This is a genomic window from Plantactinospora endophytica (assembly GCF_016862915.1).
Taxonomy (GTDB): Bacteria; Actinomycetota; Actinomycetes; order Mycobacteriales; family Micromonosporaceae; genus Plantactinospora; species Plantactinospora endophytica.
The window spans coordinates 95,408-119,244 of record NZ_BONW01000017.1; the positions used below are offsets into that span (position 1 = coordinate 95,408).

The window sequence follows — 23,837 nt, forward strand, 5'->3', positions numbered from 1 at the left end:
CGACGAGGAACACGGGGCCCGCCTGCTCGACTAGGAGCACGGGGCCGGCCTGCTAGACGAGCAACTGGTGGATCCCGGCGGTTCTGCCGGGATCGATCCGAATGCGGAAGCCGTAACAGGACATCAACGGCGAGAAAACCGCCTTGACCCTCCGGTTACGGGAGTCCATAGCTTCGCCGGCATGGCAGCACAGCGGAAGATCTCCCGGCAGCTCACCCTGGAACTCGACGCCGGCAATGCGGCGATGGTCGACATCGGCAAGATGCTCGGCCCGACCGGCGTCAACACCCGGCAAATGAAGCTCGACTACGACGCCGCCACCGCCGGCCAGCGCGGCGACGTCGTACCGGTGGTCGTCACGGTCTACGAGGACCGCTCGTACGCGCTTCGGTACAAGACGCCGCCGACGGCGTACCTGATCCGGAAGGTGCTCGGCCTGGCCGGCGGCTCGGCGCGGCCCGGCACCCAGGCGGTGGCCGAGATCTCCCGCCAGCAGTTGCGGGAGATCGCCGAACGGAAGTTGCCGGACCTCAACACCGACGACGTGGCGGCGGCGATGCGGCAGGTCGCCGGCACCGCCCGCTCGATGGGCGTACTCGTCGCCGACGACTGAGCAGCGTCGCGAAGACCGGGGGTTGGGTGTCGCGTCAGGGGGACGGTGGGGGGCCGACGCGGACGGCCAGCCGGTCCAGGTAGCCGAGTTGGAGCGCGGCGAACGCCAGCAGGAACAGCACGACCAGCGGCAGCGGCAGGACCAGGCTCAGGATGCCGGCGTCGGCCTGGTCCCGCTGGCCGAGCAGCACCTCGGCGAGCAGCGGCGCCGGCGCCCGCTCCGCGTCCGGGGTGACCAGCCGGGACCAGAGCGACTGCTGGGCGCCGACCAGCCAGGTCAGCAGGACCGCGCCGACCAGCATCGGCAGCGCCGGCAACAGCAGGGTACGACCGGCGTCGCCGCCGGCCCGCCAGTTCGGAGCCAGCCCCCGGAACAGCAGGGTGAAGACGAACAGTGCTGGTACGGAGAGCCAGACCGGCGGGATCAACCCGAGGAACGTGTCGAGGTCGCCACCCTCGGCGGCCCGCTTGAACCCGTCGACCACCAGCGGGCCGATGCCGACGAAGAGCCACGGGGCGAACGGCACCAGCAGCAGTTCGCTCCACCTGCCGAGCGGCCGCAACGCGCCGATGCCGAAGCCGGCCAGCGCCGCCAGCCCGACCGAGACGAGTGCCGAGACGAGCGGCGGCAGCCAGGTGTTGACGAGTACGCCCGAGGCGTCGACCCCGGGCGGCAGGCCCGGATCGGCGACGGCGTACCGCAGCCAGGGCGCGGAGGCCCAGCCGACGATTCCGACGAACACCACCAGGGCGGCGACGACGATCCCGAGGTGGACGGTTGCGACGGCCCGACGGCCGGCCGGCGCCACGGCGGGCGCACGCGAGGACCCGGGTTCGGCTACCGCGTCCCGCCAGCCGTCGAACTCGATCCGGGTACGGGTGACCAGCAGCAGCCCGGTCGCGGCGAGCCCGAGCAGGCCGAGCAGCACCAGCAGCACCGTGGACGCGGCAGCGCCGAGGCCGAGCCGGAAGGTGGTGAAACTGTCCCGCGCCGCCCCGAGTACCGGGGTCACCGTGGACCGGCCCGGACCGCCCCCGGTGAGCAGTGCCGGAGCTGTGAAGACCTGCAACGTGACGGCGAGTACGGCCAGACCGACGAACCCGCCGACGGTGAGCAGGGCCGGTGTCGGCCAACGCCCGGCCTCGCGCTGCCGCAGCGCGCTCAGGTACGCCGTCGCGGCGACCGCCACCACCAGCCCGAACGAGGTCGCCGCGAGTACCCAGGTCAGCGTGAGCAGGCCGGGCTGGCCCGGGGAGCCGGACTCCGTCAGCCGCAGCCGCCAGCCGAGCAGCAGCGCGACCGGGGCGTACCCGGCGACCGGCAGGGCCAGCAGTGCCCGGGTGACCAGCCGGGCCAGCCGGCCGGCCCGGTCGGCGACCACGGCCAGGAGTGGAGCGACCAGCAGTCCGAAGGCGAGTGGCAGCAGACCGAGCAGCAGTGCGACGCCGAGCTGGCCGAGGAAGCCGTCCTCGAAGATCGACCGGTAGTTCTCGACACCGGCCGGTTGCGAATCCCGGATCAGGTCCTCGTGCCGGAAACTCGTCCAGATCGTGCCGAGGGTCGGCACGACGTACGACCAGACCAGCGCGACCAGCGCCGGGAGCAGCAGCACGAAGCCGAGCAGGGACCACTGCACCGGGCCGGCTCCGGCCTGCCGGGGCAGGTGCTCGCCGACGGGCGGGACAGCGTGCCCCGGCGGCGGTGGTGGCCCCGGATGACCCATCGTGTACCCCCGGCGCTCGACTCGCTGGCCACCCGCGACCGTACCGGCCGGCGGCGGTCGGTGCGACGGACCCACACCGGCTGACCGGGAGTTGCCGATCCCGCCAGGCTCGGGTCGGTCAGTCTGTCAGTCGGCCGGCCGGTCCGGCGTCGCTGCCGGTGCCGCCACCGGCTCCGGGGCGGCTGCCGATGCTGCGACCGGCTCCGGAGCGGCTCCCGGTGCTGCGGCCGGCTCCGGGGCGGCTGCCGGTGCCGCCAGCGACTCCGGGGCGGCTGCCGGTGCCGCCAGCGACTCCGGGGCGGGGCTGCCGACCCGGATCGCCAGCCGGTCCAGGTAGCCGAGCTGGATGCCGACGAACCCCACCAGCAGCACCAGGAAGATCGGCAGCGGCAGCACCAGACCCAGCAGGCCACTGTCCAACTCGCCCGTCTCCAACGTCGTCTGCTCGGCGAGACCTGGTGCGGTGTCGGTGGGCCGCCCGCCGGTCAGCATTCCCCAGTTCGACTGCTGGGCGTTGAAGAGCGTGGTCAGCAGTACGGCGAGGGCCACCATCGGCAGCGCCGGCAGCAGCAGGGCCCGTCCGAGGTCGTCGTCGCCGCGCCAGCGTCGCTGCTGTACCCGGAAGAGGAGGGTGAAGGCGAACAGCGCCGGTACGGAGAGCGCGGTCATCGGGACCAGCTCCAGCAGGCCACGCTCGAATCCGAGCAGCAGGAGAAGACGGGGGCCACGGTCCAGCACCACCGGGCCGAGACCGACGAAGAGCCACGGCGCGAACGGCAGCAGGAGCAGTTCGCTCCACCGTCCGAGCGGGCGCAGCGCCCCGATGCCGAAGCCGGCGACCGCCGCCAGGCACACCGAGACCAGCGCCCCGGTCAACGGCTTCAGCCAGGTGTCGGCGAACAGCACGGTGATGTCGAGGTTGCCGGGTACGCCGTCGCCGGGGAACACCCTCGTCAGCCAGGGTGCGCAGGCCCAGCCGACGATGCCGAGGACGGCGGCCAGCGCGACGACCAGGACGCCCAGCCGGCCGTACCGCCGCCGTCCGGCAACCGCCGATCCCGAGCCCGACCCCGAGCCCGAGCCCGAGCCCGACGAGGGTGGCCGGGCGTCCCGCCAGCCGTCGAACTCGATCCTCGTCTGCGTCGCCAGCAGCAGCCCGGCCGCACCGAGACCGAGCAGTCCCAGCACGGCCAGCAACAGCGCGGAGGTCGCGGCGGAGATCCCGAGGCTGTCGATCGAGAAGTTCGTCAGCGCCCCCAGCAACGGTGTCCGGGTCGTACCCCCGGGCTCGCCGCCGGTGATCAGCCTCGGCCCGGTGACCACCTGCAACGCCATGGCCAGTACGCCCAGGGTGAGCACACCGCCGACGGCCAGCATCGCCGGCGTCGGGTGTCGGCCCGGCGTCGCCGGCCGGAGCGCACCCAGGTACGCCGTGGTCGCGACCGCCACGACGAGCCCGAACGAGGTGGCCGAGAGCATCCAGAGCAGCTCGGCCCGAGCACCGTCCAGGGTGGACAGATCCATCCGGTCGATCGCCCAGGCGAGGAAGACGGCGATCGGGGCGTACCCGGCGACGGGCAGCACCAGCGCGCTCCGGGTAACCAGTCGGGCCGCTCGCCCGGCCCGGTCGGCGAGCACGGCGAGCAGCGGTGCGACCAACAGTGCGAACACCAGCGGCGGTACCCCGAGCAGCAGCGCGAAGGCGAACTGTCCCAGTACGCCGTCCTCGACGACGGAGCGGTAGTTGTCCAGGCCGACCCACTCCGACGGCCCGAATAGGTTCACCCGCTGGAAGCTCGACACCGCCGTCGAGAAGGTCGGCACCACGTACGACAGGATCAGCGCGGCGAGCGCCGGGGCCACCAGCGCGAACCCGAGCAGCCGGGAGCGCCGCCGCACCGGCTCCGGAAACGCCGGCTCCGGAAACGCCGGCTCCGGAAACGCCGGCTCCGGAAACTCCGGATCAGGAGACTCCGACTCAAGCTGCTCAGGCTGCTCAGGCTGCTCGGGCTCAAGCTGCTTCTGCTCAGGTTGCTCCGACTCAAGTCGCTCGGGCTCAGGCTGCTCTTGCTCAGGCTGCTTCGACTCAGGTTGCTCAGGCTCAGGGTGCTTTGGCAGCATCGGTCCTTCCGGCTGGTCAGTCGGGCTGGTGTCGGATGCCGACGGCACCGCTGGACCGATCATTCGTACCCGCCCCGTTCGTGGTTCGCTGCGTTGACCAAGCGGAGGGTACTGGGCCGTTGATCAAACGGTATCTGCGGCGCGGCCAGCACCTACCGGACGTTCGTCCACATTCGAGCGTGGGGCGGGGATCGGCACCGCCCCGGGGACCGGACCGTCGGCGGGATCGGGCATCCCGACACCGGTCGAAGGATCGGCAGCAGCCGAGGTGTCGGCAGCGGCCGGAGGTTCGGCGATAGTCGGAGATTCGGCGGAGAGCCGGCGTACCCCGGGATTTGCCAGCATGCCGAGCACCGCGACCAGGACGACTCCGGCGGCGACCAGCAGTGTCACCTGGTTACCGATGGCCATCGCCACCGGGCCGATCGCCATCTGGCCGAGCGGAATCGCCATGAACGAGCCGAGTGCGTCGTAGGAGTAGACCCGGGCCAGCCGATCGGCGGGGATGTTCTGCTGCATCGAGGTCTCCCAGGCGACCGAGAACTGCTCGACGGCCATCCCGGCGACGAAGCCGGCCACGACCAGCCCGGCGACGGACGGCGCCCAGGCCAGCCCGAGCAGCAGCGGCACGTCGGCGAGCATGCAGAGCACGCCGAGCAGCAGCAGCCGGCGTACCCGGATCCGGAGCGCGACCAGCGCCCCGAGCACCATCCCGGCGGTCTGGGCGGCGAGTACCAGACCCCAGGCCGGCCGACCGATGGTGTCGTCCGCGACGGCCGGACCGAGCACGTTCACCGAACTGGCGTAGGCGAAGTTGATCAGCAGGAAGCCGAGTACCACCACCCAGACCCAGGAGCGCGCGACGAACTCGGTCCAGCCCTCCCGCAGCTCGCGGAACGGGTTGGCCCGCTCGGTGCTCCGGGGAGTCACCCGCTCGACCCGTACCCGGGCGAAGGCGAGCCCGGCCAGCGCGAACGTCGCGGCGTCCACCAGCAGGCCCCAGCCCGGTCCGACGCCGGCCACCAGCACGCCGCCCAGCGAGGCGCCGCCGATCATCGCGGCGTTGGTGCCGAGCCGGTTGACCGCGTTGGCCGACTGGAGCAGCGGGGCCGGCACGGTCTGCGGGACCAGCGCGGCGGCGGCCGGCCAGGCGAACGCGGTCACGACGCCGTTGACGGCGCCGAGCGCGATCAGCGCCGGAATCGTCGCGGTACCGGTCAGCACCAGCGCCGCGACCGCACCCTGGGTGGCCGCCGCGAGCGTGCAGGAGACCACCATCACCGCCTGCCGGGGCAGCCGGTCGGCCAGCACACCGCCGAAGAGCAGGAACAACACGTTGGTCAGCGACCGCGCGCCGACCACCAGGCCGAGGTCACGCACGCTTCCGGTGAGATCGAGTACGGCGAACGCCAGCGCGATCGGTGCGACCGCGTTGCCGAGCATGGTGGCGGCCCGGCCGAGCGCCAGGTAGCGGAAGGGTCGGTGCCGCAGCGGGGCGAGGGCGCTGTCCCGGGTGTTCACGATCATTCCTCCATCCGGAACAGGGCGACGGTGGCGCTCACCCGGGAGGTGCCGGGAGTACGGGCGGGCCGGGCGGCGTGGTGCAGTCGGGCCGACGCCTCGGCGATGGTGTTCCGGATCTCGTCCCAGGTCTCGTCGTCGACCCAGAACTCGGCGTCGGTGAGAAAGTTGCCGGGGCCGGGCCGCATGCCGGTGGCCCGGCGACGCAGTTCGGCGGCGAGCGCGGCGTAGACGAGCTGGTGGTCGGGGGTGGCCGTACCGCCAGCCGCCGGTGCGGGCCGGCTCGCCGCACGGGCCGGGTCGTAGCGGTAGCGCTTGGCGGCACCGCCCCGGATGCGTTCCTCGCCGGCCACCTCGATCACCTCGGCGGCCAGCAGGTGCCGCAGGTGGTAGCTGGCGTTGGCGTGGGTGAGATCCAGTTCGCGGGCGATCTCGGCGGCGGTCAGCGCGGACGCGGTGAGCAACGACAGGATCCGCAGCCGTACCGGATGGGCCAGCGCCCGCAGCCGGGCCGTCGGATCCGGCCCGTCGGCCGGCTCGGGTCCGTGCTCCGGCCCGTGTTGCGGATCGCCAACTCCCAAAGACATGTTTGGGAGTGTAGGAGACGCGAGCTCGACTATCAAACATTTGTTTGGGAGTGGCGCCCGACGAACTCTCGTTCCGGTTGGCACGGCCGGTGACGATGCCGCCTCAGCAACTGTCGAACTGCCCCGCTTGTGCTACCGCTACCGCGACGACCACGACCGCCAGTCGGCAGACTGACGGTCAGCTTTCCGACGGGATGGCCTGACGGTACTGAAGTTCGTGCAGGTGGCTGCCCTTGATCAGGATCGACACCTCGACCGGGCGGCCGGACTCGGCGCGAACGACGCGGAACTGTCGGATCACCGGCACGTACGGCGGCAGCGCCAGTGCCTCGACCTCTTCGGTGGTGGGCATCCTCGCCGAGATGCGGTCGTGCAGATCCCGCTGCCGTTGGCCGTTGTCCGCCAGCACGCGAGCGGCGCCACCGGTGATCTTCCGGCGACCGGCCAGCTCCGTGCCCCTGGCGATCGTTGCCGGATAGTACGACCAGGAGAGCTCTACCGGCTCGTTACCCTGCAACAGCAGCCGGTGCCGCAGAACGGCCAGATCGCCACCCGAGCCGAGTGCCTGCGCGACCTCGGTCGGTGGCACGACCTCGGCAACGTTGATCAGCCGGTACTCGTAGCCATCGTGGGCAGGCGTGATGTAGGCGACAGCGTCCACGACGAGCGGCTGCCGATCCCGCACGTACACGCCCCTGCCCGTTTCGCTGTAGACGGAGCCCTCTGCCTTCAACGCCCCGAGAGCGCGCTGAATGGTCGCGGTTGCCGCGTGGTAGGTCGCCACCAGCGTCGGGATCGACGGCAACTGTGTGCCGGGCGGAAATCCACCGGCCATGATCCGGGCACGAATGTCGGCCGCTATCTGCTCGTGACGAGGCCGCCCGTCACCCGCGCTGGCCACGGCGGCCCTCCGTTCATCATCGGTCGATCGACAACTCATAACGTAGTCGGCGGCCCCAGGGAACCATCGCCATCACGCTTACTTCGACCGGCCGCCCATCACCGGTCTTCGACACCCGACTCAGCCCCAGTACCCACTCATGATCGCTCAACCCGAGCGTCACCCGTTCCGTCTCGCTCGGCTGCCGGGTGTACACGTCCTCGCGCACCTTCACGGGAAGGTAGCCCAACTGGCCGAGGAGCGTGATCGCACCACCCTTGATCTTGTGAGGTTCGGCGAGCGCGGTTCCCAGCGCGATGGACAACGGATAGTAGGAGTCCGTCAGTTCGACAGGCTGGTCGTCGAACAACATCAAACGACGACGCACCACAGCCCGAGCTCCAGGGTCGATGCCCAGGGCTTCCGCTACCTCTGGCCCGGGCACAACTTCACTCACCTCCAGCAGGCGCTGACTGCCGACACCGCCCTTCGCTGCGGCCTCCGCACTCCAGGCGTCCAGATCCCCGCTCGATCGCGGCGTCAGGTACGGGGTCGCGATGCTGACCCACTCCGAACTCTCCATGACCGACTCCTGTGATGGTCCCGCCAGGGCGACGAGCAGCCCGACACCCCGTCACAGACTAGGCCCGCCCAATCCCGTCGGATCGGTCCAGGACAAGTGATCCTTGCTACCTTATTCGAAAGGCAGTAAGGTTTGAGAGCGGGTCGACTGCGGACGAGAGGCGAGCCGATGACCGCCTACCTGTCCAGCAGCCCTGCCGAGCGGGACTCGACCGACGCGCAGACGGCGTACGGCACGCTCGACACACACGTACTCGATCGGGAGACCGGGCTCTGCCTGGTATGTCTGACGCCTGGACCGTGCCGGCCGGCCAACGCGGCAGCGAACCGCCTCGTCGCGCTGGGTCGGCAGGTCCTCGCCCCCGAACCCGCGCAGCCGCGATCGGGCGGCTGGCATGGATGGCCCGACACACTCCGGCGATATCTGGCGCGCACCGCGCCGCTGCTGACCGCCGCCCGCCGACGCCGCCTCAGTACGACCGCCACGGCCCCGAAGACGTGAGTGCCCGTCGGCCCGACATCCGAGTCGGCGACATCCTGGAGGTCGCCGAAGGCGACTACTGCTTCGGCCTCGGCAGACTGATTCTGGAAGTCATCGAGCTGGGCCGCCGGGAGCGACACACCGACGGCCTCTGGCTCCACCTCCGTGGGGTCGAACTGCAACCCCCGGACGGAGTACGACTACGCCAGCGGCGCCTACTGGTCCGGCTGGACGCCCTGGCGATCCGACCGGGTCCACTGTCGCGCCGACATCCACCCGAACAACGAGCCGACGAGCGACACGCTCCCGGCCAGCGATCACCAGAACCCTTCGACGGCACGACCAGCCCTCGGCGGGCACACCTTCCGAGACGTCCCGACTGGACCTGCGCCGGCTGCGACGAGGACTGGCCGTGCCCCGATCAGCAGGCACGATTCCTGATTCGTTATCAGCACAACCGGCTGGCGCTGCTCAGCCACCTCGGCCGGTACGCGGCCCTGGCTGTGGCGGAACTGCCCGACCTGTCGCCCGAGGAACTGCGTTCCCGCTTTCTCGATTGGGCTGGCGGATCGGGTTGATCCATGGCGGGACCTCGCCGACGCGCCAGGGGTTCAGCGTTCGAGGATGGCCACCACGCCCTGGCCGCCGGCAGCGCAGATGGAGATCAGCCCGCGACCCGAGCCGCGCTCGGCGAGCAGTTTGGCCAGGGTGGCCACGATCCGGCCACCGGTGGCGGCGAACGGGTGCCCGGCGGCCAGCGACGAGCCGTTGACGTTGAGTTTCGCCGGGTCGACCGGCCCCAGCGGGGCGTCCAGGCCAAGCCGCTCCTTGCAGAACTCCGGCGACTCCCAGGCGGCCAGGGTGGCCAGTACCTGCGAGGCGAACGCCTCGTGGATCTCGTAGTAGTCGAAGTCGGCCAGGGTGAGGCCGGCCCGGCCGAGCAGCCGGGGCACGGCGTACGCGGGCGCCATCAGCAGCCCCTCGTCTCCGTGTACGAAGTCCACGGCGGCGGTCGCCGACGGGCCGAACCAGGCGAGTACCGGCAGGTTGTGCGCCTTGGCCCACTCCTCGGAGGCGAGCAGCACCGTGGACGCCCCGTCGGTCAGCGGCGACGAGTTGCCGGCGGTCATGCTCGCCCGGTCGGCGTCCGGCCCCCGGGTGCCGAAGACCGGCGTGAGGCTGCCCAGCTTCTCCACACTGGTGTCGGGACGGAGGTTCGCGTCCCGGGTCAGCCCGAGGTACGGCGTGACCAGGTCGTCGAAGAACCCCCGGTCGTACGCGGCGGCGAGCCGCTGGTGCGACCGGACCGCCAGCTCGTCCTGGGCCTGCCGGTCGACGTTCCACCGCCGGGCGGTGACCGCCGCGTGCTCGCCCATCGACAGTCCGGTACGCGGCTCGGCGTTGCGCGGGATCTCCGGCCGGAACGGCTGGCCCGGGCGCAGCCGGGTGGCGGCCCGCAGCCGCCCGCCGAGAGTTCGGGCGGCGTTGATCTCCAGCAGGGTGCGCCGCAGGTCCTCGTTGACGGCCAGCGGCGCGTCCGAGGTGGTGTCCACGCCACCGGCGACACCGACCTCGATCTGACCGAGCGCGATCTTGTTGGCGACCAGGATGGCGGCCTCCAGGCCGGTGCCGCACGCCTGCTGGAGGTCGTACGCCGGGGTGCGCGGGTCGAGCCGGGAACCGAGTACCACCTCACGGGTGAGGTTGAAGTCCTTCGAGTGCTTGAGCACCGCACCGGCGGCCACCTCGCCGAGCCGCTCGCCGGCCAGACCGAACCGGGCGATCAACCCGTCCAGGGCGGCGGTCAGCATGTCCTGGTTGGACGCCCTGGCGTACCGGCCGTTGGAGCGGGCGAACGGGATCCGGTTGCCGCCGAGGATCGCGACGCGACGTACGGCTTCCATGGTGACGCCTCCAGAACGCAGGGTTGTCACTACCTTACCCGCCGGTAGGCTACGGCCATGAGTGACAGGTACGCGAGCTTCGCCCACACCGGTCCCGGCCGGGCGCTGGTCAAGCGCCTCGGCCTGCCCGACCCGCCCAGGCTGCGCCGGCACCGCCCCGGCGACCCGCTGACCACCGCCCAGGTACGCCTCGACGCCGCCTCCGGCGGCCGGCTGGTCGAGCCACTGGCGAAGCTGCTCGACTCGGCCGGGGTCGAGATCTCCGGCCCGGCCGGCGGCACGACGACACCGGCCGGCAGCACCGCAACCCCGGTCGGCGGCACAACGGCGTCGGCCGGCACCGCGACCGGACCGGGCGACGGCGCGGGCAGCCGGGTGCCACCGCAGGCCGCCCTGCTCTTCGATGCCACCGGCATCACCGACTCGTCCGGGCTCCGCGCACTCTTCGACTTCTTCCACCCGCTGGCCAGGTCGTTGCAGCCGTCGGGCCGGGTGGTCGTCTTCGGCACACCGCCGGAGTCCTGCACCACGCCCCGGGAGGCCACCGTCCAGCGCGCCCTCGAAGGGCTGACCCGGAGCATCGGCAAGGAGTTCGGCCGGGGTACGACCGCGCAACTCGTCTACGTCGCGCCCGGCGCCGAACGGGCCGTCGAGTCGACCCTGCGCTTCCTGCTCTCCGGCCGCTCGGCGTACGTCTCCGGGCAGGTGGTCCGGATCGGTCGGGCCGAGGTGCCGGAGGTCGACTGGACCCGCCCGCTGGACGGCCGGATCGCGCTGGTCACCGGCGCCGCCCGGGGGATCGGCGCGAAGGTCGCCGAGGTACTCGCGGCCGACGGCGCCCAGGTGGTGGCGCTGGACGTACCGGCCGCCGGTGACGCGCTCGCCGAGGTCGCCAACGCCGTCGGCGGTACGGCGGTACAGCTCGACCTGACCGCGCCGGACGCGCCGCTGCGGCTGGCCGACCACCTGGCCGACCGGCACGGCCGGGTGGACGTGGTGGTGCACAACGCCGGAATCACCCGGGACAAGACGCTCGGCCGGATGAACCCGGACTGGTGGGACTCGGTCCTGGAGGTCAACCTCTCCAGCCAGGAACGGATCAACGACGTACTGCTGGACCGCGAGCTGATCCCCCGGGGTGGCCGGCTGGTCGGGGTCTCCTCGATCGCCGGGATCGCCGGCAACCGGGGGCAGACCAACTACGCCACCTCCAAGGCCGGGGTGATCGGCCTGGTGCACTCGATGGCCCCGGTACTCGCCGAGCGCGGGATCACCGTCAACGCCGTCGCGCCGGGCTTCATCGAGACCCGGCTGACCGCCCGGATCCCGCTGGTGCTCCGCGAGGCCGGCCGGCGGATGAACAGCATGGCCCAGGGTGGCCTCCCGGTCGACGTCGCGCAGGCCATCGCCTGGTTCGCCTCGCCCGGCTCGGCCGGTGTCACCGGCAACGTGGTCCGGGTCTGCGGCCAGAGCCTGCTGGGTGCCTGATGACCGGCCCACCGAACGCCGTCGCAGCAGAGCCGCCGGACCCCGGGCAGCCCCGCGACGTGCCGGAGCCCGGTCAAGGACCGAGACCCACGCAAGGACCGGCCCCCACGCAAGAACCGGAGCCTGCGCAAAGACCGGCCCCCACGCAAGAACCGGAACCTGAGCAAGGACCGGAACCTGAGCAAGGACCGGAATCCGGGCAAGAATCGGAACCTGAGCAAGGACCGGAGCCTGTGCGAGGACCCGAGCGGGCCGGGGCCGAGATGTCGGAGCTGGCCGGGGTGGAGTTGCCGGGGTTGCCGGCGGCCGGGCCGCTCTACCGGCGGGCGGCGATCGGCCTCGCGCCGCGCCTGGGGCCGGGCCGGCGGCCCGACCGGCTGCCGGAGGCCGGGCTGCTGGTCCGGGGAGTCGCCGTCGACCGGGACCACCTGGCGGCGTACGACCGGGTGTGCGGGTTCCGGCTCGCCGACGCGCTGCCGCCGACCTATCCGCACGTACTGGCCTTTCCGCTGGCGCTGCGCCTGATGAGCGGGCCGGATTTCCCGCTGCCGCTGGTCGGGTTGGTGCACGTCGCCAACCGGATCACCACGTACCGCCGGGTGGACGCGAGCGAACCGCTGGACCTCGCGGTACGCGCCGTCGACCTGCGCCCGCACGACCGGGGGCGGCAGTTCGACGTGGTCTGCACCGCCTCGGTCGGTGCCGAGGTGGTGTGGTGCGGCGTGTCGACGTACCTGCGCCGGGAGCGTACGGCGGCGAAGGGTGCCCGGCGCGATTCCGGTGACCGTCCGGCGGCGCCGGCCCCGACGGCGATGTGGCGGGTACCGGCCCGGGTCGGCCGGGACTACGCCCGGGTGTCCGGGGACCACAACCCGATCCACACCTCGCGGATCGCCGCCCGGCTTTTCGGCTTTCCCCGCCCGATCGCGCACGGCATGTGGAGCAAGGCCCGCTGCCTGGCCGCGCTGGAGGGGCGGCTACCGGAGGCGTACACCGTGGACGTGGCGTTCAAGTCGCCGGTGTCGCTGCCCGGGACCGTCGCGTTCTCCGCCGCCCCGGGTCGGACCTTCGGTCTGCACGATCTGGCAACCCGCCGACCGCATCTCACCGCGACCCTCGGGCCGGTACGTCAGGAGTAGCCGGCCGGCAACTAGCCGAGCCGGTTGCCCTGGCACCCGGCCGACTGCCCGCCAGCCTGTGCTACCGGCCTTTGCCCCCGGCCTGTGCTACCGGCCTGTGCCACCAGCCCGTGCCGCCGGCCGGGCGGTTCCGTGGGCGTCGCCACGAGCGTTCGAACCGGACTGACCACGCTCTCGGGCCAACACCGACAGGACGGGAAAAGCATCGACATCCGTCGTTGACAGGGGCGAAGTACATCGATAGTCTTCGCTTGATAGCTGGAAAGCGCTTTCCAGCTTACCGTCCCGGTGCGGCCGGAAACGGCCGGCCGCACGTCCACCCCCCGCTGGCGGTGGCCGCGTCCCACCCGCGACCCGGCCGCCGGTGTGGACCCCTTCCGCTCGGAGGTTCCCTGTGTCCAGCACCGAAGCCACCACCCGCCGCACCCGGCGGATCACCCGGGCACCGCTGCTCGCCGCGGCCACCGCCGCCGCGCTCGTGGCCAGCACACTGGTCGCGACGCCCCCCGCGTCGGCCGCCTCGTTCAACATGCAGGGTTGGGCGACCCAGTGCGGCGGCACCACCGGCGGCGGCAGCGCCTCCCCGGTGACAGTCACCAGCGGCAGCCAACTGGTCAGCGAAATGCAGGCCAGCGGCGCGCGCGTGATCCGGGTCTCCGGCAGCCTGTCGATCAGCGGCATGCAGAAGGTCGCCGCCAACAAGACCATCATCGGCGTGGGCAGCGGTGCCGCCATCACCGGTGGCGGGCTCAACGTCGCCAGCGTCAGCAACGTCATCATCCGGAACATCAACTTCCGGAACTGGAGCGACGACGCGATCAACGTGCAGTACTCGACCCGGGTCTGGATCGACCACAACAGCTTCACCAACGGCAACGACGGCGCGGTCGACATCAAGCGCGCCTCGGACTGCGCCACCGTCTCCTGGAACCGGGTCTTCGGCCACGACAAGTCGTTCCTGCTCGGCCACTCCGACGACAACTCGGGCGAGGACAGCGGCAAGCTGCGCGTGACGTACCACAACAACTGGTTCGACGGCTCCAACCAGCGTCACCCCCGGGTCCGCTTCGGCAACCCGGTGCACGTCTTCAACAACTACTACAACAACGTCGGTGGCTACGGCGTCGCCTCCACCGAAGGCGCGGGCGTGCTCGTCGAGGGGAACTACTTCGAGAACACCGACGACCCGTACCACCTCGGTGAGGCCAGCTCCGGCCCCGGCACCCTGGTCGCCCGCAACAACCACTTCGTGAACTCCGGCAGCGGCCAGGCCGGCGGCAGCGTCCGGAGCCTCCCGTACAGCGTGACCGTCGACCCGGCGGCCAACGTGAAGTCCATCGTCACCGGCGGCGCCGGCACCGGCCGGATCTGACCGACGGCACGGCGTGGGGCGATCCGACCCGCGCCGACGGCGACGACGCGGGTGCTCCGGTCCCACCGGACCGGAGCACCCGCACCCCCCGTTCTCCCCGACCGACCCTCCGCCCCGCACGATCGACACCCGTCGACGGTGGGCGGGGAGGATCAGCCGACCGCCTCGTAGGACGGCCCATCGACCGGCACCCGGCGACGCCAGGCCGCCAGGACGAGTCCGGCGAGGACGACGCGGACCAGGGCCAACAGGCCGGCCAGTACGGCCACCGCCACGATCGCGTCGCCGATGTCCGGTGCGAAGAGCCGTACCTGAGCCAGCCCGGCACCGTCCCAGTTCGCCGGAACCGCCCAGGTCACGACGCCGGCCAACGCCGCGCAGCCGCCGACCCAGCCGACCGCACCGGCGACGGTCCGGCGGGGTGAGCGCACCGGCCGGCGACGCCACCGGACGGCCCGGACCAGCGACCAGCCCAGCAGGCCGAGCAGGAGCAGTACGACCGCGACCAGCCCCGCGAGCAGCCAACCGAAGATCGGATCCGCCGTCGCCGCAGGACCGGGCTCGCCGCCACGCATGATCCGGGCGACGTCGAAGGCGGCCGAGACCAGCGGACCGTCCATCGCCAGGCTGTAGACGTTGGCCAGCACCACCACGGCCAGGTCCGATCCGGGTACCAGCAGCAGGTGGCCGAACGAGCTGGCCGTCGCCCCGGCGTGCCAGACGATCCGTTCGTCCGGGCCGTCGAGAGTGCTCTCCCGCCAGCCCAGCCCGTACCGGCTGTCGCCGCCGGCGGAGACCTGACCGGTGTGCAGTTCGGCGATGCCCTGCGGCGACAGGATCGTGCGGTCGGCGTACCGGCCGTCGGCGAGCTGCGCGACCGCGTAGTGGGTCAGGTCGGTCAGGCTCGCCGCGAGGAAGCCGTACGGCACCCCGGAACCGTCGAACGTCGGCGCGAACCGTTGCGGCCGGCCGAAGTAGTAGCGGTGACCGGGCGGTACCCCGACCGACTCCGCCTCCGGCCCGGTGGCGGCGGAGTCGACCATCCCGAGTGGATCGAGTACCTGCCGGCGCAGGTAGCCGCCGTAGCTCTCCCCGGTCACCTCCTCGACCAGTACGCCCGCGATCATGTAGTTGGCGCTGCTGTACTGGTACACCGTGCCCGGCTCGGCCGTCAGCCGGACCGCCGCCAGGTCCCGTACCGAGCGGGCCAGCGTGCCGGGACTGTTGTCGTACCGGTCGGTCAGCCCCATCGCCACCACCTGCGGCAGCCCGGTGGTGTGGATCAGCAACTGCCGTACGGTGATCCGGGCGGCGACCGACTCGTCGGCCAGCCGCAGCCACGGGACGTAGCGGCGGACCGGCGCGTCGAGCGCGACCCGACCGGCCTCGACGAGTTGCATCACCGCCAGCCCGGTGAACGACTTGCTGACCGAGCCGATGACGAACGGTGTGTGCGGGGTGATCGGCGCCCCGTCCCCGTCGACCCCCCAGGCGCCCTGCCCGACGACCTGGTCCCCGCGCACCACCGCGTACGCCAGTCCGGGTGTCCGGACCTCGGACATGTACCGCCGCAGGTAGCTCTCCACCCGGGCGACCTCGCCGTCCGGCGGCGCCACCCCGGCCGCCGGTACGCTCCCGGCGGCCATCGTCGCCGGCAGCGCCACCAGCGTCAGCACCGCCGCCAGGGCGACGCGTCGCAGTCTGTTGCCCATTTCTGTTCCTCCCCCGTGCGGATGTGACTGGTCGGCGGCTCAGCCGATCTGGCTCAGCAGCCGCTCCAACTCGGCCAGCCGCTGCTTGACCTCGGTCAGTTCGTCCCGGGTGCCGCGCAGTTCGGCACGCAGGCCGGTGAGTTCCTCGGCGGTCGCGGCGGTGGCCTCCGCCGTCCGGCCCTCCGCCTCCACCACCCGCTCCACCAGTACGCGGTACGCCGCCTCCCCGGCCGTGCTCCGCCGGGCGCGGTAGAAGCCCAGCCCGACGAAGCCGACGACGGCGGCCACCGCGACCCCCAGCGCGGCCGAGGCGATGGTGGCGGTCTGCGCGATGTCCAGCGCGGCCGAGGCAATGCCGGTGGTCCGCGCGATGTCCAGCTCGGCTGCCAACAGTGTGGTCACGTACTCGTGTCCTCTCCCGATCCGCCCGATGCCGGGCCGTTCCTCGTTCGCCCGGCCGCTCCCGGCTCCGCCACCTCCAGCGTCGGTACGGCCTCGGCGATCACCTGCGGGGTGAGTGCCAGCGCGAACGGCACCACCTCGAAGTACTTCACCGAGCTGCCGTCCCGGGCCGTCTCCAGTTCGCCGACGACCAGGCCGGCCGCCTCCAGCCGCTGGAGGTGCATGTAGAGCAGTGGCCGGTTCATCTCCAGCCGGCGGGCCAGTTGACTGACGTAGCTGCGGCCCTCGGCGAGCGCCGCGACGATCCGCAGCCGGTGCGGGCTGGCCAGCGCGGTGAGCATCCGCAGCAGGTGTTCGCCCGGCGGCGGGTCCTGGTCCATGCGTCCGGTTCCCTTCCGGGGTGTCAGCTTGAACTGACACCCCCCTGTCAGATGAGACTGACACCCCCGGCGCCAGCCGTCAAGCGGCAATTCCACAATCGACGCAACGGCCAACGCCACAGCCGACGCCCACAGCCAATGCACACACGGACATCCGCGCAGGCGGACAGGCGGGAAGGCAAGCGGACAGGCGGGAAGGCGGGAAGCCAGGCGGGAAGGCGGGAAGCCAGGCGGGAAGGCGGGAAGCCAGGCGGACACCCGCCCGGCCGACAGGCGGCCGTCGTCGGCGGGCGCGGCCACGGGGAGGACGCCGGTGACGGCGACGGGTCCGGGGCGGGTCAGTCCGTCGGGGCGGGCGGTGGGCTCCAGCGCCGGCCGGCGAGCAGGTTGCCGGCGCCGGTCCAGGCGAAGTCCATCATCCGGCCGGCCAGCACGTCCGGGTCGGCGTCGGGATGGTCCGCCAGCCAGTCGGCGACCGACTCCGACGCGCCGACCAGGGCGTACGCCATTATCTCCAGCTCGGCCGGGCGGACCTCGCGGCCGTCGGCGGCCAGGCCCCGGTCGAGCATCCCGGCGACCACCTCGATGATCCGGTGCCGCATCGCCGCCAACTCACCGGCGAACGGCCGCTCGCCGCGACCCTGCCGGTAGAGGACCGCCCAGCCGTCCCGGTGCGCCCCCACGAACCGGAAGAACGCCCGCAGGCCACGCCAGAGCCGCTCCTCGAACGGCAGGTCCGGTACGACCGCGCCGACGATCGCCTCCAGCAGCCGGGTGCCCTCCCGGTGCAGGCAGGCGGTGAACAACTCCTCCTTGGAGCCGAGGTAGGCGTAGACCATGGGTTTGGAGATGCCTGCCTCGTCGGCGATCTCGTCCATGCTCGCCGCGTGGAAGCCGCGCCGGGAGAAGACCCGGACCGCGGCGTCGAGCATCTGCCGCTCCCGTACGGCCCGGGGCAGCCGCCGGAAGGCGGGGGTGGTGGACACCCTTGCGAGCTTACCTACTCGTGCGTAAGGTTACGCATGAGTAACCAATAAAGTTGATCCCAACAGCGGTAACCATCAGCAGCCCGGAGGGCCTCCGCATGACCGACTTCGACCCGGCGAACTTCGCCTCGCTCGAGCCCAAGCAGTTCGCCCAGATCGTCAAGTCCACCCCGGACGACAAGCTGGCCGAGGTTATGGGCGGCGACAAGCGCGACAAGATCCTCGACGCCGTGTTCAGCCGGATGCCGTCGCTGTTCCGGGCCGACCGGGCCGGCAATACCAACACGGTCATCCACTGGACCATCACCGGCCGGCCCGACGGCGGCTCGGACACCTACGAGATCGTCATCGAGAACGGCACCTGCCAGGTCTCCGAGACCCCCGCCCGGGAGCCGAAGCTGACCCTCACGATGGGTCCGGTCGAGTTCCTGAAGATCGTTTCGGGTGGCGCGAACCCGGTGATGATGTTCATGACCGGCAAGCTGAAGGCAAAGGGTGACCTGGGCCTGGCGGCCAGCATCGCCAACCTGTTCGACATCCCGAAGGCATGACTCCCGACATCCCAAGATCGTCGGGATGACCCCGCAGGACGACGACGAAGTCCTGACCTTCGACATTCCGAAGGCATGACTCTCGACTCCTAGAAGGTCTGACCTTCGAGATGCCCATGGCCTGACCCCGGCGCCGGTCCGGGCGGCGAGCCCGCCCGGACCGCCCGACGACCTACCACGAGGGGGACGGCGTGACCGAGTTCTCGCTCGACCTGAACGAAGAGCAACGGGACCTGCGCGACTGGGTGCACGGCTTCGCCGCCGAGATCGTCCGCCCGGCCGCAGCCGAGTGGGACGCCCGCGAGGAGACTCCCTGGCCGGTGATCCAGGAGGCGGCGAAGGTCGGGCTCTACGGCTTCGAGTTCATCGCGAACTGCTGGGCCGACCCGACCGGGCTGTCCCTGCCCCTCGCCAACGAGGAACTCTTCTGGGGTGACGCCGGGATCGGCATGGCCCTCTTCGGCACCACCCTGGCGGTGGCCGCCATCTACGGCGCCGGCACGCCCGAGCAGTTGGTCGAATGGGTGCCGCAGTGCTACGGCGACACCGACCGGCCGGCGGTGGCGGCATTCTGCACCACCGAGCCGGAGGCCGGCTCCGACGTCGCCGCCATGCGTACCCGGGCGCGTTACGACGAGGCCGCCGACGAGTGGGTACTGACCGGGCAGAAGGCGTACGCCACCAACGGTGGGATCGCCGCCGTGCACGTGGTGACCGCCTCGGTCGAGCCCGAACTCGGCTCGCGGGGCCAGGCCGCGTTCGTGGTGCCGCCCGGCACCGAGGGGCTGACCGCGACGAAGAAGCTGAAGAAGCTGGGCCTGCGCGCCTCGCACACCGCCGACGTCTTCCTCGACGACGTACGGGTGCCCGGCCGCTGCCTGCTCGGCGGGCGGGACGCACTGCGCGAACGGCTCGACCGCGCCCGGTCCGGCCAGCGCGGCAACAGCCAGGCGGCGATGCGTACCTTCGAACTGTCCCGGCCCACCGTCGGGGCGCAGGCGATCGGGGTGGCCCGGGCGGCGTACGAGTACGCCCTGGCGTACGCCGGTGAGCGGGTCCAGTTCGGCCGACCGATCATCGAGAACCAGGCGATCGCGTTCCAGCTCGCGGACATGCGGATGGAGATCGACGCCGCCCGGCTGCTGGTCTGGCGGGCCGCCTGGATGGGCCGGAACAACCGTCCGTTCACCGCTGGCGAGGGCTCGATGTCGAAGCTCAAGGCCGGCGAGGTGGCGGTCTCGGTGACCGAGAGGGCGGTGCAGATCCTCGGCGGCGCCGGCTTCCTGCGCGAGCACCCGGTCGAGCGCTGGTACCGGGACGCGAAGATCTACACCATCTTCGAGGGCACCTCGGAGATCCAGCGACTGGTCATCTCCCGGGCCATCTCCGGCCGCCAGATCCGCTGACCCGTCCCACGGCTGACCCGTCCCGCCGCTGAGCCTACTGCCGCTGACTGCCGCTGACCGCCGCTGTCGGGCGCGATCCGACCGGCGAGCCTCGTACCCGAAAGCAGAACCGATCCCGCGGAGCCTCACCTTGCCTTCCGACCTCGCGTTCCTCGTCGCCACGCTGACCCGGCGCGGGTTGCTCAAACCCGGCTCGCCCCGGCGGATCGCGGCGCAGCTCGGCGCGCTGCGGAACTGGGGGTTCAGCCTGGCCGGCGAGCTGCGTCAGGCGGCGGCCCGGGATCCGGACCGGGTGGCGCTGGTCGACGAGGAACGTGGCGAGATCAGCTACCGGGAGCTGCTGGACCGGGCCGAGCGGCTGGCCCGGTCACTGCGCGGCCGGTACGGCGTCGGCGAGGGGGACCGGATCGGGGCGCTCTGCCGCAACCACTCCGGACTGGTCGAGACGGCCCTCGCCGGTGGGCTGCTCGGCGCCGACATCGTACTGGTGAACACCGGGCTCTCCGGGGCGCAGCTCGCAGTGGTGGCCGAGGAGCAGCGGCTCCGGCTGCTGGTGCACGACGCCGAGTTCGTCGACCGGGTGGTCGGGCTGCCGCCGGAGGTGCAGCGGATCGACGAGCGGGACTATCCGGAGCTGCTCGCCGGGGCGCCACTGGGCGAACTGCGCCCGCCGGCCCGGGACGGCCGGACCATCGTGCTCACCTCCGGCACCACCGGTACGCCGAAGGGCGCCCGCCGGCCCACCCCGAACGGCCTCGGCCCGCTCGTCGCGATCATCGACCGGATACCGCTGCACAGCGGCGCCCGGATGATGATCGCCGCCCCGCTCTTCCACACCTGGGGGTACGCCGCGCTCCAGATGGCCTTCGCGCTGCGCGGCACGGTCGTACTGCACCGCAGGTTCGAGCCGGTGGCGGCGCTGGAGGCGGTGCAACGGCACGCCTGCACGGCGCTGTTCGCCGTACCGGTGATGGTGCAGCGGCTGCTGGAGGTGCCGGCACCGGCGACCCGACCACCGCTGGAGATCGTCGCGGTGAGCGGCTCGGCCCTGCCCGGCGGGCTGGCCACCCGGTTCATGGACCGCTACGGCGACATCCTCTACAACCTGTACGGCTCCACCGAGGTCTCCTGGGCCGCCATCGCCACCCCGGCCGAGCTGCGCCGGGCCCCGGACACGGCCGGTCGGCCGCCGCACGGCACCCGGCTGGCGATCGTCGATCGGCAGGGCGGACCGACCCCGACCGGCCAGGTCGGCCGGATCCTGGTCGGCAACGAACTGCTCTTCGAGGGGTACACAGCCGGTGCACCGGAGCGGGCGGGCCGGGACGATCCGGCCGGCGGGCGACTGCTGGACACCGGCGACCTCGGCCACCTGGACGCCGACGGGCTGCTCTTCGTCGACGGGCGGGCGGACGACATGATCGTTTCCGGCGGTGAGAACGTCCACCCGTCCGAGGTGGAGAGCCTGCTCGCCGAGCTGCCCCAGGTACGCGAGGTGGCGGTGATCGGCGTACCGGACCGGACGTACGGGCAGCGGCTGGCGGCGTACCTGGTGCTGCACCCGGGCGAGACGCTCGACCCCGAGGCGGTACGCGAGTACGTCCGCCGCTACCGGGCCCGGTTCTCGGTGCCCCGGGACGTCCTCTTCGTACCGGCGCTGCCGCGCAACGCGACCGGCAAGGTGCTGACCCGGGAACTGCGCCGCTACCACCGGGCCTGAACCGCCGCCCGGCCCGGTGGTCGGTACGCCGGTTCAGACCTGGGGGATCTCGTGGACCAGGGCCGAGGCGCTCAGCGTCTTGGACCGCACCTCGCCGCCGCCGACGGTACGCAGCTCGTAGGTGTGCTTGACGTACGCGCCCGGCTGCCCGTCGCCGCACGGGAAGTTGATCGTCGCCGTGCCGACCGCCGGATAGGTGTCGTAGATCCCGGGTCCGTCGACGGAGATGGTCACCTTGTCGGCGCCGGTCACCTTCCACTCCAGCACCACCGGGAGCCCGGGTACCCGGTTGACGTTGGTGCCCTGGTCGCACTGCGGCTTCTGCTTGATCCGGTAGCTGACGATGGTCGGGCCGGCCGGCTTCTTGTCCTTCGTACCGCCGGTGTTGCCACCGCCGCTGCTGCCGCCGCCCGTGTTACCGCCACCGGTGTTGTCGCCGCCGCTGCCGGTCTGGCCGCCACCCGGTTGCCCGCCCTGGCCGGCGGGGCTGCCGGTCGCCTCCGGCTGGCCGCTCGCCCCGTCCGACGGCGCGCTGCCCAGGCCCGCGTCACCGGGGGCCGGCGCCGAGGTGGCCGGACGGTTGCCGCCGGTCCCGCTCGTGCCGCAGCCGGTCGAGCCGAGCACGACCGCTCCGCCGAGGGCGACCAGCGCCGCCCGAACCAGGTACCTGTGCATGGTCGCTCCTCTGCTCGGATTCCCCGGGACCGACGGCCGGGGTTGATCTCACGGTAGGAACCCGTCGCGATCGGCGAATCACGATTTCGTGCCAGCCGGAGCGGACCGCACCCGGGGCGGTGCCGGACGCCGGGTGGACGACGGCATCCGCGCGGGCCGCCCGGGACGACGGCGCCGCTCAGTCGGCCGGGACGACGGTGCGGCTCGGTCGGCCGGGAAGACGGTGCGGCTCACTCGGCCGGGACGCCGGTGCCGCTCAGTCGGCCGGCGGTGGAACGCGCTCGGGCGCGGCGAGCTTGCCGGCCGCGGCCAGCGCCGCGATGTCGGTCCGGTGGTGCGCGCCCGGCAGGTCGATTCCGGCGACCAGCTCGTAGGCGGCGGACCGGGCCGCGTCCAGGTCGGCGCCGAGGCCGGTACCCGAGAGGACCCGGCCCCCGGCGGAGACCAGCGCGCCGTCCGAGGCCCGGCGGGCGGTACCGGCGTGCACGATCCCGGCCCGCTCCGCGCCGGTGATCACGTCACCCGTGCGGGGCGTGCCCGGATAGCCGGCCGAGGCGAGCACCACGGTGACCGCCGCGCCGGAACGCCAGCGCAGTGGCGGATGCCCGGCCAGCGTGCCGGTCGCCGCCGCGTGCAGCAGGCCGGCGAGCGGCGTCTCCAGCAGTGCGAGTACGACCTGCGTCTCCGGATCGCCGAACCGCGCGTTGAACTCGATCACCCGTGGGCCGTGCGCGGTGATGGCGAGCCCGACGTAGAGCAGCCCGCCGAACGGGGTACCCCGGCGGCGCATCTCCGCCAGGGTGGGCTCGACCACCGTGGCCAGTACCTCGTCCACGGTGCCCGGCGGCAACCACGGCAGCGGCGCGTACGCCCCCATGCCGCCGGTGTTCGGGCCGGCGTCGCCGTCGCCGACCCGCTTGAAGTCCTGGGCCGGCAGCAGCGGCAGCGCGGTCTCGCCGTCGGTGACCACGAAGAGCGAGACCTCGGGTCCGGCCAGGTATTCCTCGACGACGACCCGGCCACACCCGGCGGCGTGGTCCAGTGCCGCCGACCGGTCCTCGGTGACCACCACGCCCTTGCCGGCGGCCAGCCCGTCGTCCTTGACCACGTACGGCGGGCCGAACTCGTCCAGCGCCTGGGCCACCAGCGCCGCCCCGACCCCGGTACCGGGGTTGTCGACCGCCCTGGCCTTGGCTGTCGGTACGCCGGCCGCCGTCATCACGTCCTTGGCGAACGCCTTGGACCCCTCGATCCGGGCCGCCGCACCGGACGGGCCGAAGCAGGCGATCCCCTTGGCCCGTACCGCGTCGGCCACCCCGGCGACCAGCGGCGCCTCCGGACCGACGACGACCAGGTCAGCCTGCACCTCGACGGCGAGCGCCGCGACCGACGCCGGATCGGTGGCCTGCACCGGGCGCAGTTCGGCGACCGCCGCGATGCCCGGGTTGCCCGGTGCGGCGATCAACTGGTCGACGGCCGGGTCGGCGGCCAGGCCGAGCGCGAGAGCATGCTCCCGCCCGCCGCCGCCGATAAGTAGTACGCGCACGACGACCGATCCTACGGCCCTGGCCCGACCTCGCCCCGGCCGCCTGCC

Annotated in this window: 23 protein-coding genes; 9 read left to right on the forward strand and 14 right to left on the reverse strand. The window is 72.3% G+C overall.

Going from position 1 to position 23,837, the window contains the following annotated elements:
- Nucleotides 1-181 precede the first annotated feature (181 nt).
- On the forward strand, nucleotides 182-613 hold the full coding sequence (locus tag Pen02_RS18840; protein ID WP_203867396.1) for an uL11 family ribosomal protein: 432 nt from the start codon (nucleotides 182-184) through the stop codon (nucleotides 611-613).
- Between the two features lie 34 nt (nucleotides 614-647).
- Here the strand turns inward: Pen02_RS18840 and Pen02_RS18845 are convergent, their stop codons facing one another.
- From Pen02_RS18845 to Pen02_RS18870, 7 genes are all read right to left on the reverse strand, one after another.
- Nucleotides 648-2,336, reverse strand: coding sequence for a sugar ABC transporter permease (locus tag Pen02_RS18845; protein ID WP_203867397.1), 1,689 nt, complete (start codon nucleotides 2,334-2,336; stop codon nucleotides 648-650).
- A gap of 126 nt (nucleotides 2,337-2,462) precedes the next feature.
- Nucleotides 2,463-4,235 (reverse strand): ABC transporter permease family protein, encoded by a 1,773-nt coding sequence (locus Pen02_RS18850; RefSeq protein ID WP_203867398.1) that lies wholly within the window; start codon nucleotides 4,233-4,235, stop codon nucleotides 2,463-2,465.
- Complete coding sequence (locus Pen02_RS42995; RefSeq protein WP_372445629.1) at nucleotides 4,175-4,477, reverse strand: pentapeptide repeat-containing protein; 303 nt, start codon at nucleotides 4,475-4,477, stop codon at nucleotides 4,175-4,177. The genes Pen02_RS18850 and Pen02_RS42995 overlap by 61 nt, the downstream gene beginning before the upstream one ends.
- 103 nt (nucleotides 4,478-4,580) lie before the next feature.
- Nucleotides 4,581-5,978 carry an MFS transporter gene (locus tag Pen02_RS18855; RefSeq protein ID WP_239140942.1) on the reverse strand — a complete coding sequence of 466 codons (1,398 nt, stop codon included), beginning with the start codon at nucleotides 5,976-5,978 and terminating at the stop codon, nucleotides 4,581-4,583.
- Between the two features lie 2 nt (nucleotides 5,979-5,980).
- Nucleotides 5,981-6,565 carry an ArsR/SmtB family transcription factor gene (locus Pen02_RS18860; protein WP_203867400.1) on the reverse strand — a complete coding sequence of 195 codons (585 nt, stop codon included), beginning with the start codon at nucleotides 6,563-6,565 and terminating at the stop codon, nucleotides 5,981-5,983.
- 178 nt (nucleotides 6,566-6,743) lie between these two features.
- Entirely contained in the window at nucleotides 6,744-7,466 is a 723-nt protein-coding gene (locus Pen02_RS18865) for a GntR family transcriptional regulator (protein ID WP_203867401.1), read from the reverse strand.
- 16 nt (nucleotides 7,467-7,482) lie between these two features.
- The gene (locus tag Pen02_RS18870; RefSeq protein WP_203867402.1) at nucleotides 7,483-8,028 is read right to left on the reverse strand and encodes a GntR family transcriptional regulator; all 546 of its coding nucleotides are present in this window, start codon (nucleotides 8,026-8,028) and stop codon (nucleotides 7,483-7,485) included.
- 168 nt (nucleotides 8,029-8,196) lie between these two features.
- Between Pen02_RS18870 and Pen02_RS18875 the strand changes: the two genes are divergently transcribed.
- Both Pen02_RS18875 and Pen02_RS18880 read left to right on the forward strand, forming a co-directional pair.
- A complete protein-coding gene (locus tag Pen02_RS18875) occupies nucleotides 8,197-8,529 on the forward strand; it encodes a hypothetical protein (protein ID WP_203867403.1) in 333 nt (110 codons plus the stop codon).
- Nucleotides 8,526-9,086, forward strand: a complete 561-nt coding sequence (locus Pen02_RS18880) for a hypothetical protein (protein WP_203867404.1) — start codon at nucleotides 8,526-8,528, stop codon at nucleotides 9,084-9,086. The genes Pen02_RS18875 and Pen02_RS18880 overlap by 4 nt, the downstream gene beginning before the upstream one ends.
- A gap of 33 nt (nucleotides 9,087-9,119) precedes the next feature.
- Here Pen02_RS18880 and Pen02_RS18885 read toward each other — a convergent pair whose 3' ends face one another.
- The gene (locus tag Pen02_RS18885; protein ID WP_203867405.1) at nucleotides 9,120-10,412 is read right to left on the reverse strand and encodes an acetyl-CoA C-acetyltransferase; all 1,293 of its coding nucleotides are present in this window, start codon (nucleotides 10,410-10,412) and stop codon (nucleotides 9,120-9,122) included.
- 57 nt (nucleotides 10,413-10,469) lie between these two features.
- On the opposite strand from Pen02_RS18885, the gene Pen02_RS18890 reads away from it, so the two are divergent.
- From Pen02_RS18890 to Pen02_RS18900, 3 genes are all read left to right on the forward strand, one after another.
- On the forward strand, nucleotides 10,470-11,900 hold the full coding sequence (locus Pen02_RS18890) for a 3-oxoacyl-ACP reductase (protein ID WP_203867406.1): 1,431 nt from the start codon (nucleotides 10,470-10,472) through the stop codon (nucleotides 11,898-11,900).
- Between the two features lie 263 nt (nucleotides 11,901-12,163).
- On the forward strand, nucleotides 12,164-13,039 hold the full coding sequence (locus tag Pen02_RS18895) for a MaoC/PaaZ C-terminal domain-containing protein (RefSeq protein ID WP_203867498.1): 876 nt from the start codon (nucleotides 12,164-12,166) through the stop codon (nucleotides 13,037-13,039).
- A 394-nt stretch (nucleotides 13,040-13,433) separates the two neighbouring features.
- Nucleotides 13,434-14,411 (forward strand): pectate lyase family protein, encoded by a 978-nt coding sequence (locus Pen02_RS18900; protein WP_239140943.1) that lies wholly within the window; start codon nucleotides 13,434-13,436, stop codon nucleotides 14,409-14,411.
- A 152-nt stretch (nucleotides 14,412-14,563) separates the two neighbouring features.
- On the opposite strand, the gene Pen02_RS18905 is transcribed toward Pen02_RS18900, so the two are convergent.
- The 4 genes from Pen02_RS18905 to Pen02_RS18920 form a co-directional block, all read right to left on the reverse strand.
- Nucleotides 14,564-16,123, reverse strand: a complete 1,560-nt coding sequence (locus Pen02_RS18905) for a serine hydrolase domain-containing protein (RefSeq protein WP_203867407.1) — start codon at nucleotides 16,121-16,123, stop codon at nucleotides 14,564-14,566.
- 39 nt (nucleotides 16,124-16,162) lie between these two features.
- Nucleotides 16,163-16,525, reverse strand: a complete 363-nt coding sequence (locus tag Pen02_RS18910) for a hypothetical protein (protein WP_203867408.1) — start codon at nucleotides 16,523-16,525, stop codon at nucleotides 16,163-16,165.
- Complete coding sequence (locus Pen02_RS18915) at nucleotides 16,522-16,905, reverse strand: ArsR/SmtB family transcription factor (protein WP_203867409.1); 384 nt, start codon at nucleotides 16,903-16,905, stop codon at nucleotides 16,522-16,524. The genes Pen02_RS18910 and Pen02_RS18915 overlap by 4 nt, the downstream gene beginning before the upstream one ends.
- A 338-nt stretch (nucleotides 16,906-17,243) precedes the next feature.
- Entirely contained in the window at nucleotides 17,244-17,891 is a 648-nt protein-coding gene (locus Pen02_RS18920; protein ID WP_203867410.1) for a TetR/AcrR family transcriptional regulator, read from the reverse strand.
- A gap of 98 nt (nucleotides 17,892-17,989) precedes the next feature.
- Between Pen02_RS18920 and Pen02_RS18925 the strand changes: the two genes are divergently transcribed.
- The 3 genes from Pen02_RS18925 (at nucleotide 17,990) to Pen02_RS18935 (ending at nucleotide 21,568) form a co-directional block, all read left to right on the forward strand.
- Entirely contained in the window at nucleotides 17,990-18,442 is a 453-nt protein-coding gene (locus Pen02_RS18925) for an SCP2 sterol-binding domain-containing protein (RefSeq protein ID WP_203867411.1), read from the forward strand.
- A gap of 191 nt (nucleotides 18,443-18,633) precedes the next feature.
- Nucleotides 18,634-19,848 (forward strand): acyl-CoA dehydrogenase family protein, encoded by a 1,215-nt coding sequence (locus tag Pen02_RS18930; protein WP_203867412.1) that lies wholly within the window; start codon nucleotides 18,634-18,636, stop codon nucleotides 19,846-19,848.
- Between the two features lie 130 nt (nucleotides 19,849-19,978).
- On the forward strand, nucleotides 19,979-21,568 hold the full coding sequence (locus Pen02_RS18935) for an AMP-binding protein (protein WP_203867413.1): 1,590 nt from the start codon (nucleotides 19,979-19,981) through the stop codon (nucleotides 21,566-21,568).
- A gap of 33 nt (nucleotides 21,569-21,601) precedes the next feature.
- On the opposite strand, the gene Pen02_RS18940 is transcribed toward Pen02_RS18935, so the two are convergent.
- Together Pen02_RS18940 and purD are read right to left on the reverse strand one after the other, a co-directional pair.
- Nucleotides 21,602-22,243 (reverse strand): hypothetical protein, encoded by a 642-nt coding sequence (locus Pen02_RS18940; RefSeq protein ID WP_203867414.1) that lies wholly within the window; start codon nucleotides 22,241-22,243, stop codon nucleotides 21,602-21,604.
- 256 nt (nucleotides 22,244-22,499) lie between these two features.
- Nucleotides 22,500-23,789, reverse strand: a complete 1,290-nt coding sequence (gene purD / locus Pen02_RS18945; protein ID WP_203867415.1) for a phosphoribosylamine--glycine ligase — start codon at nucleotides 23,787-23,789, stop codon at nucleotides 22,500-22,502.
- Between the last annotated feature and the right edge of the window lie 48 nt (nucleotides 23,790-23,837).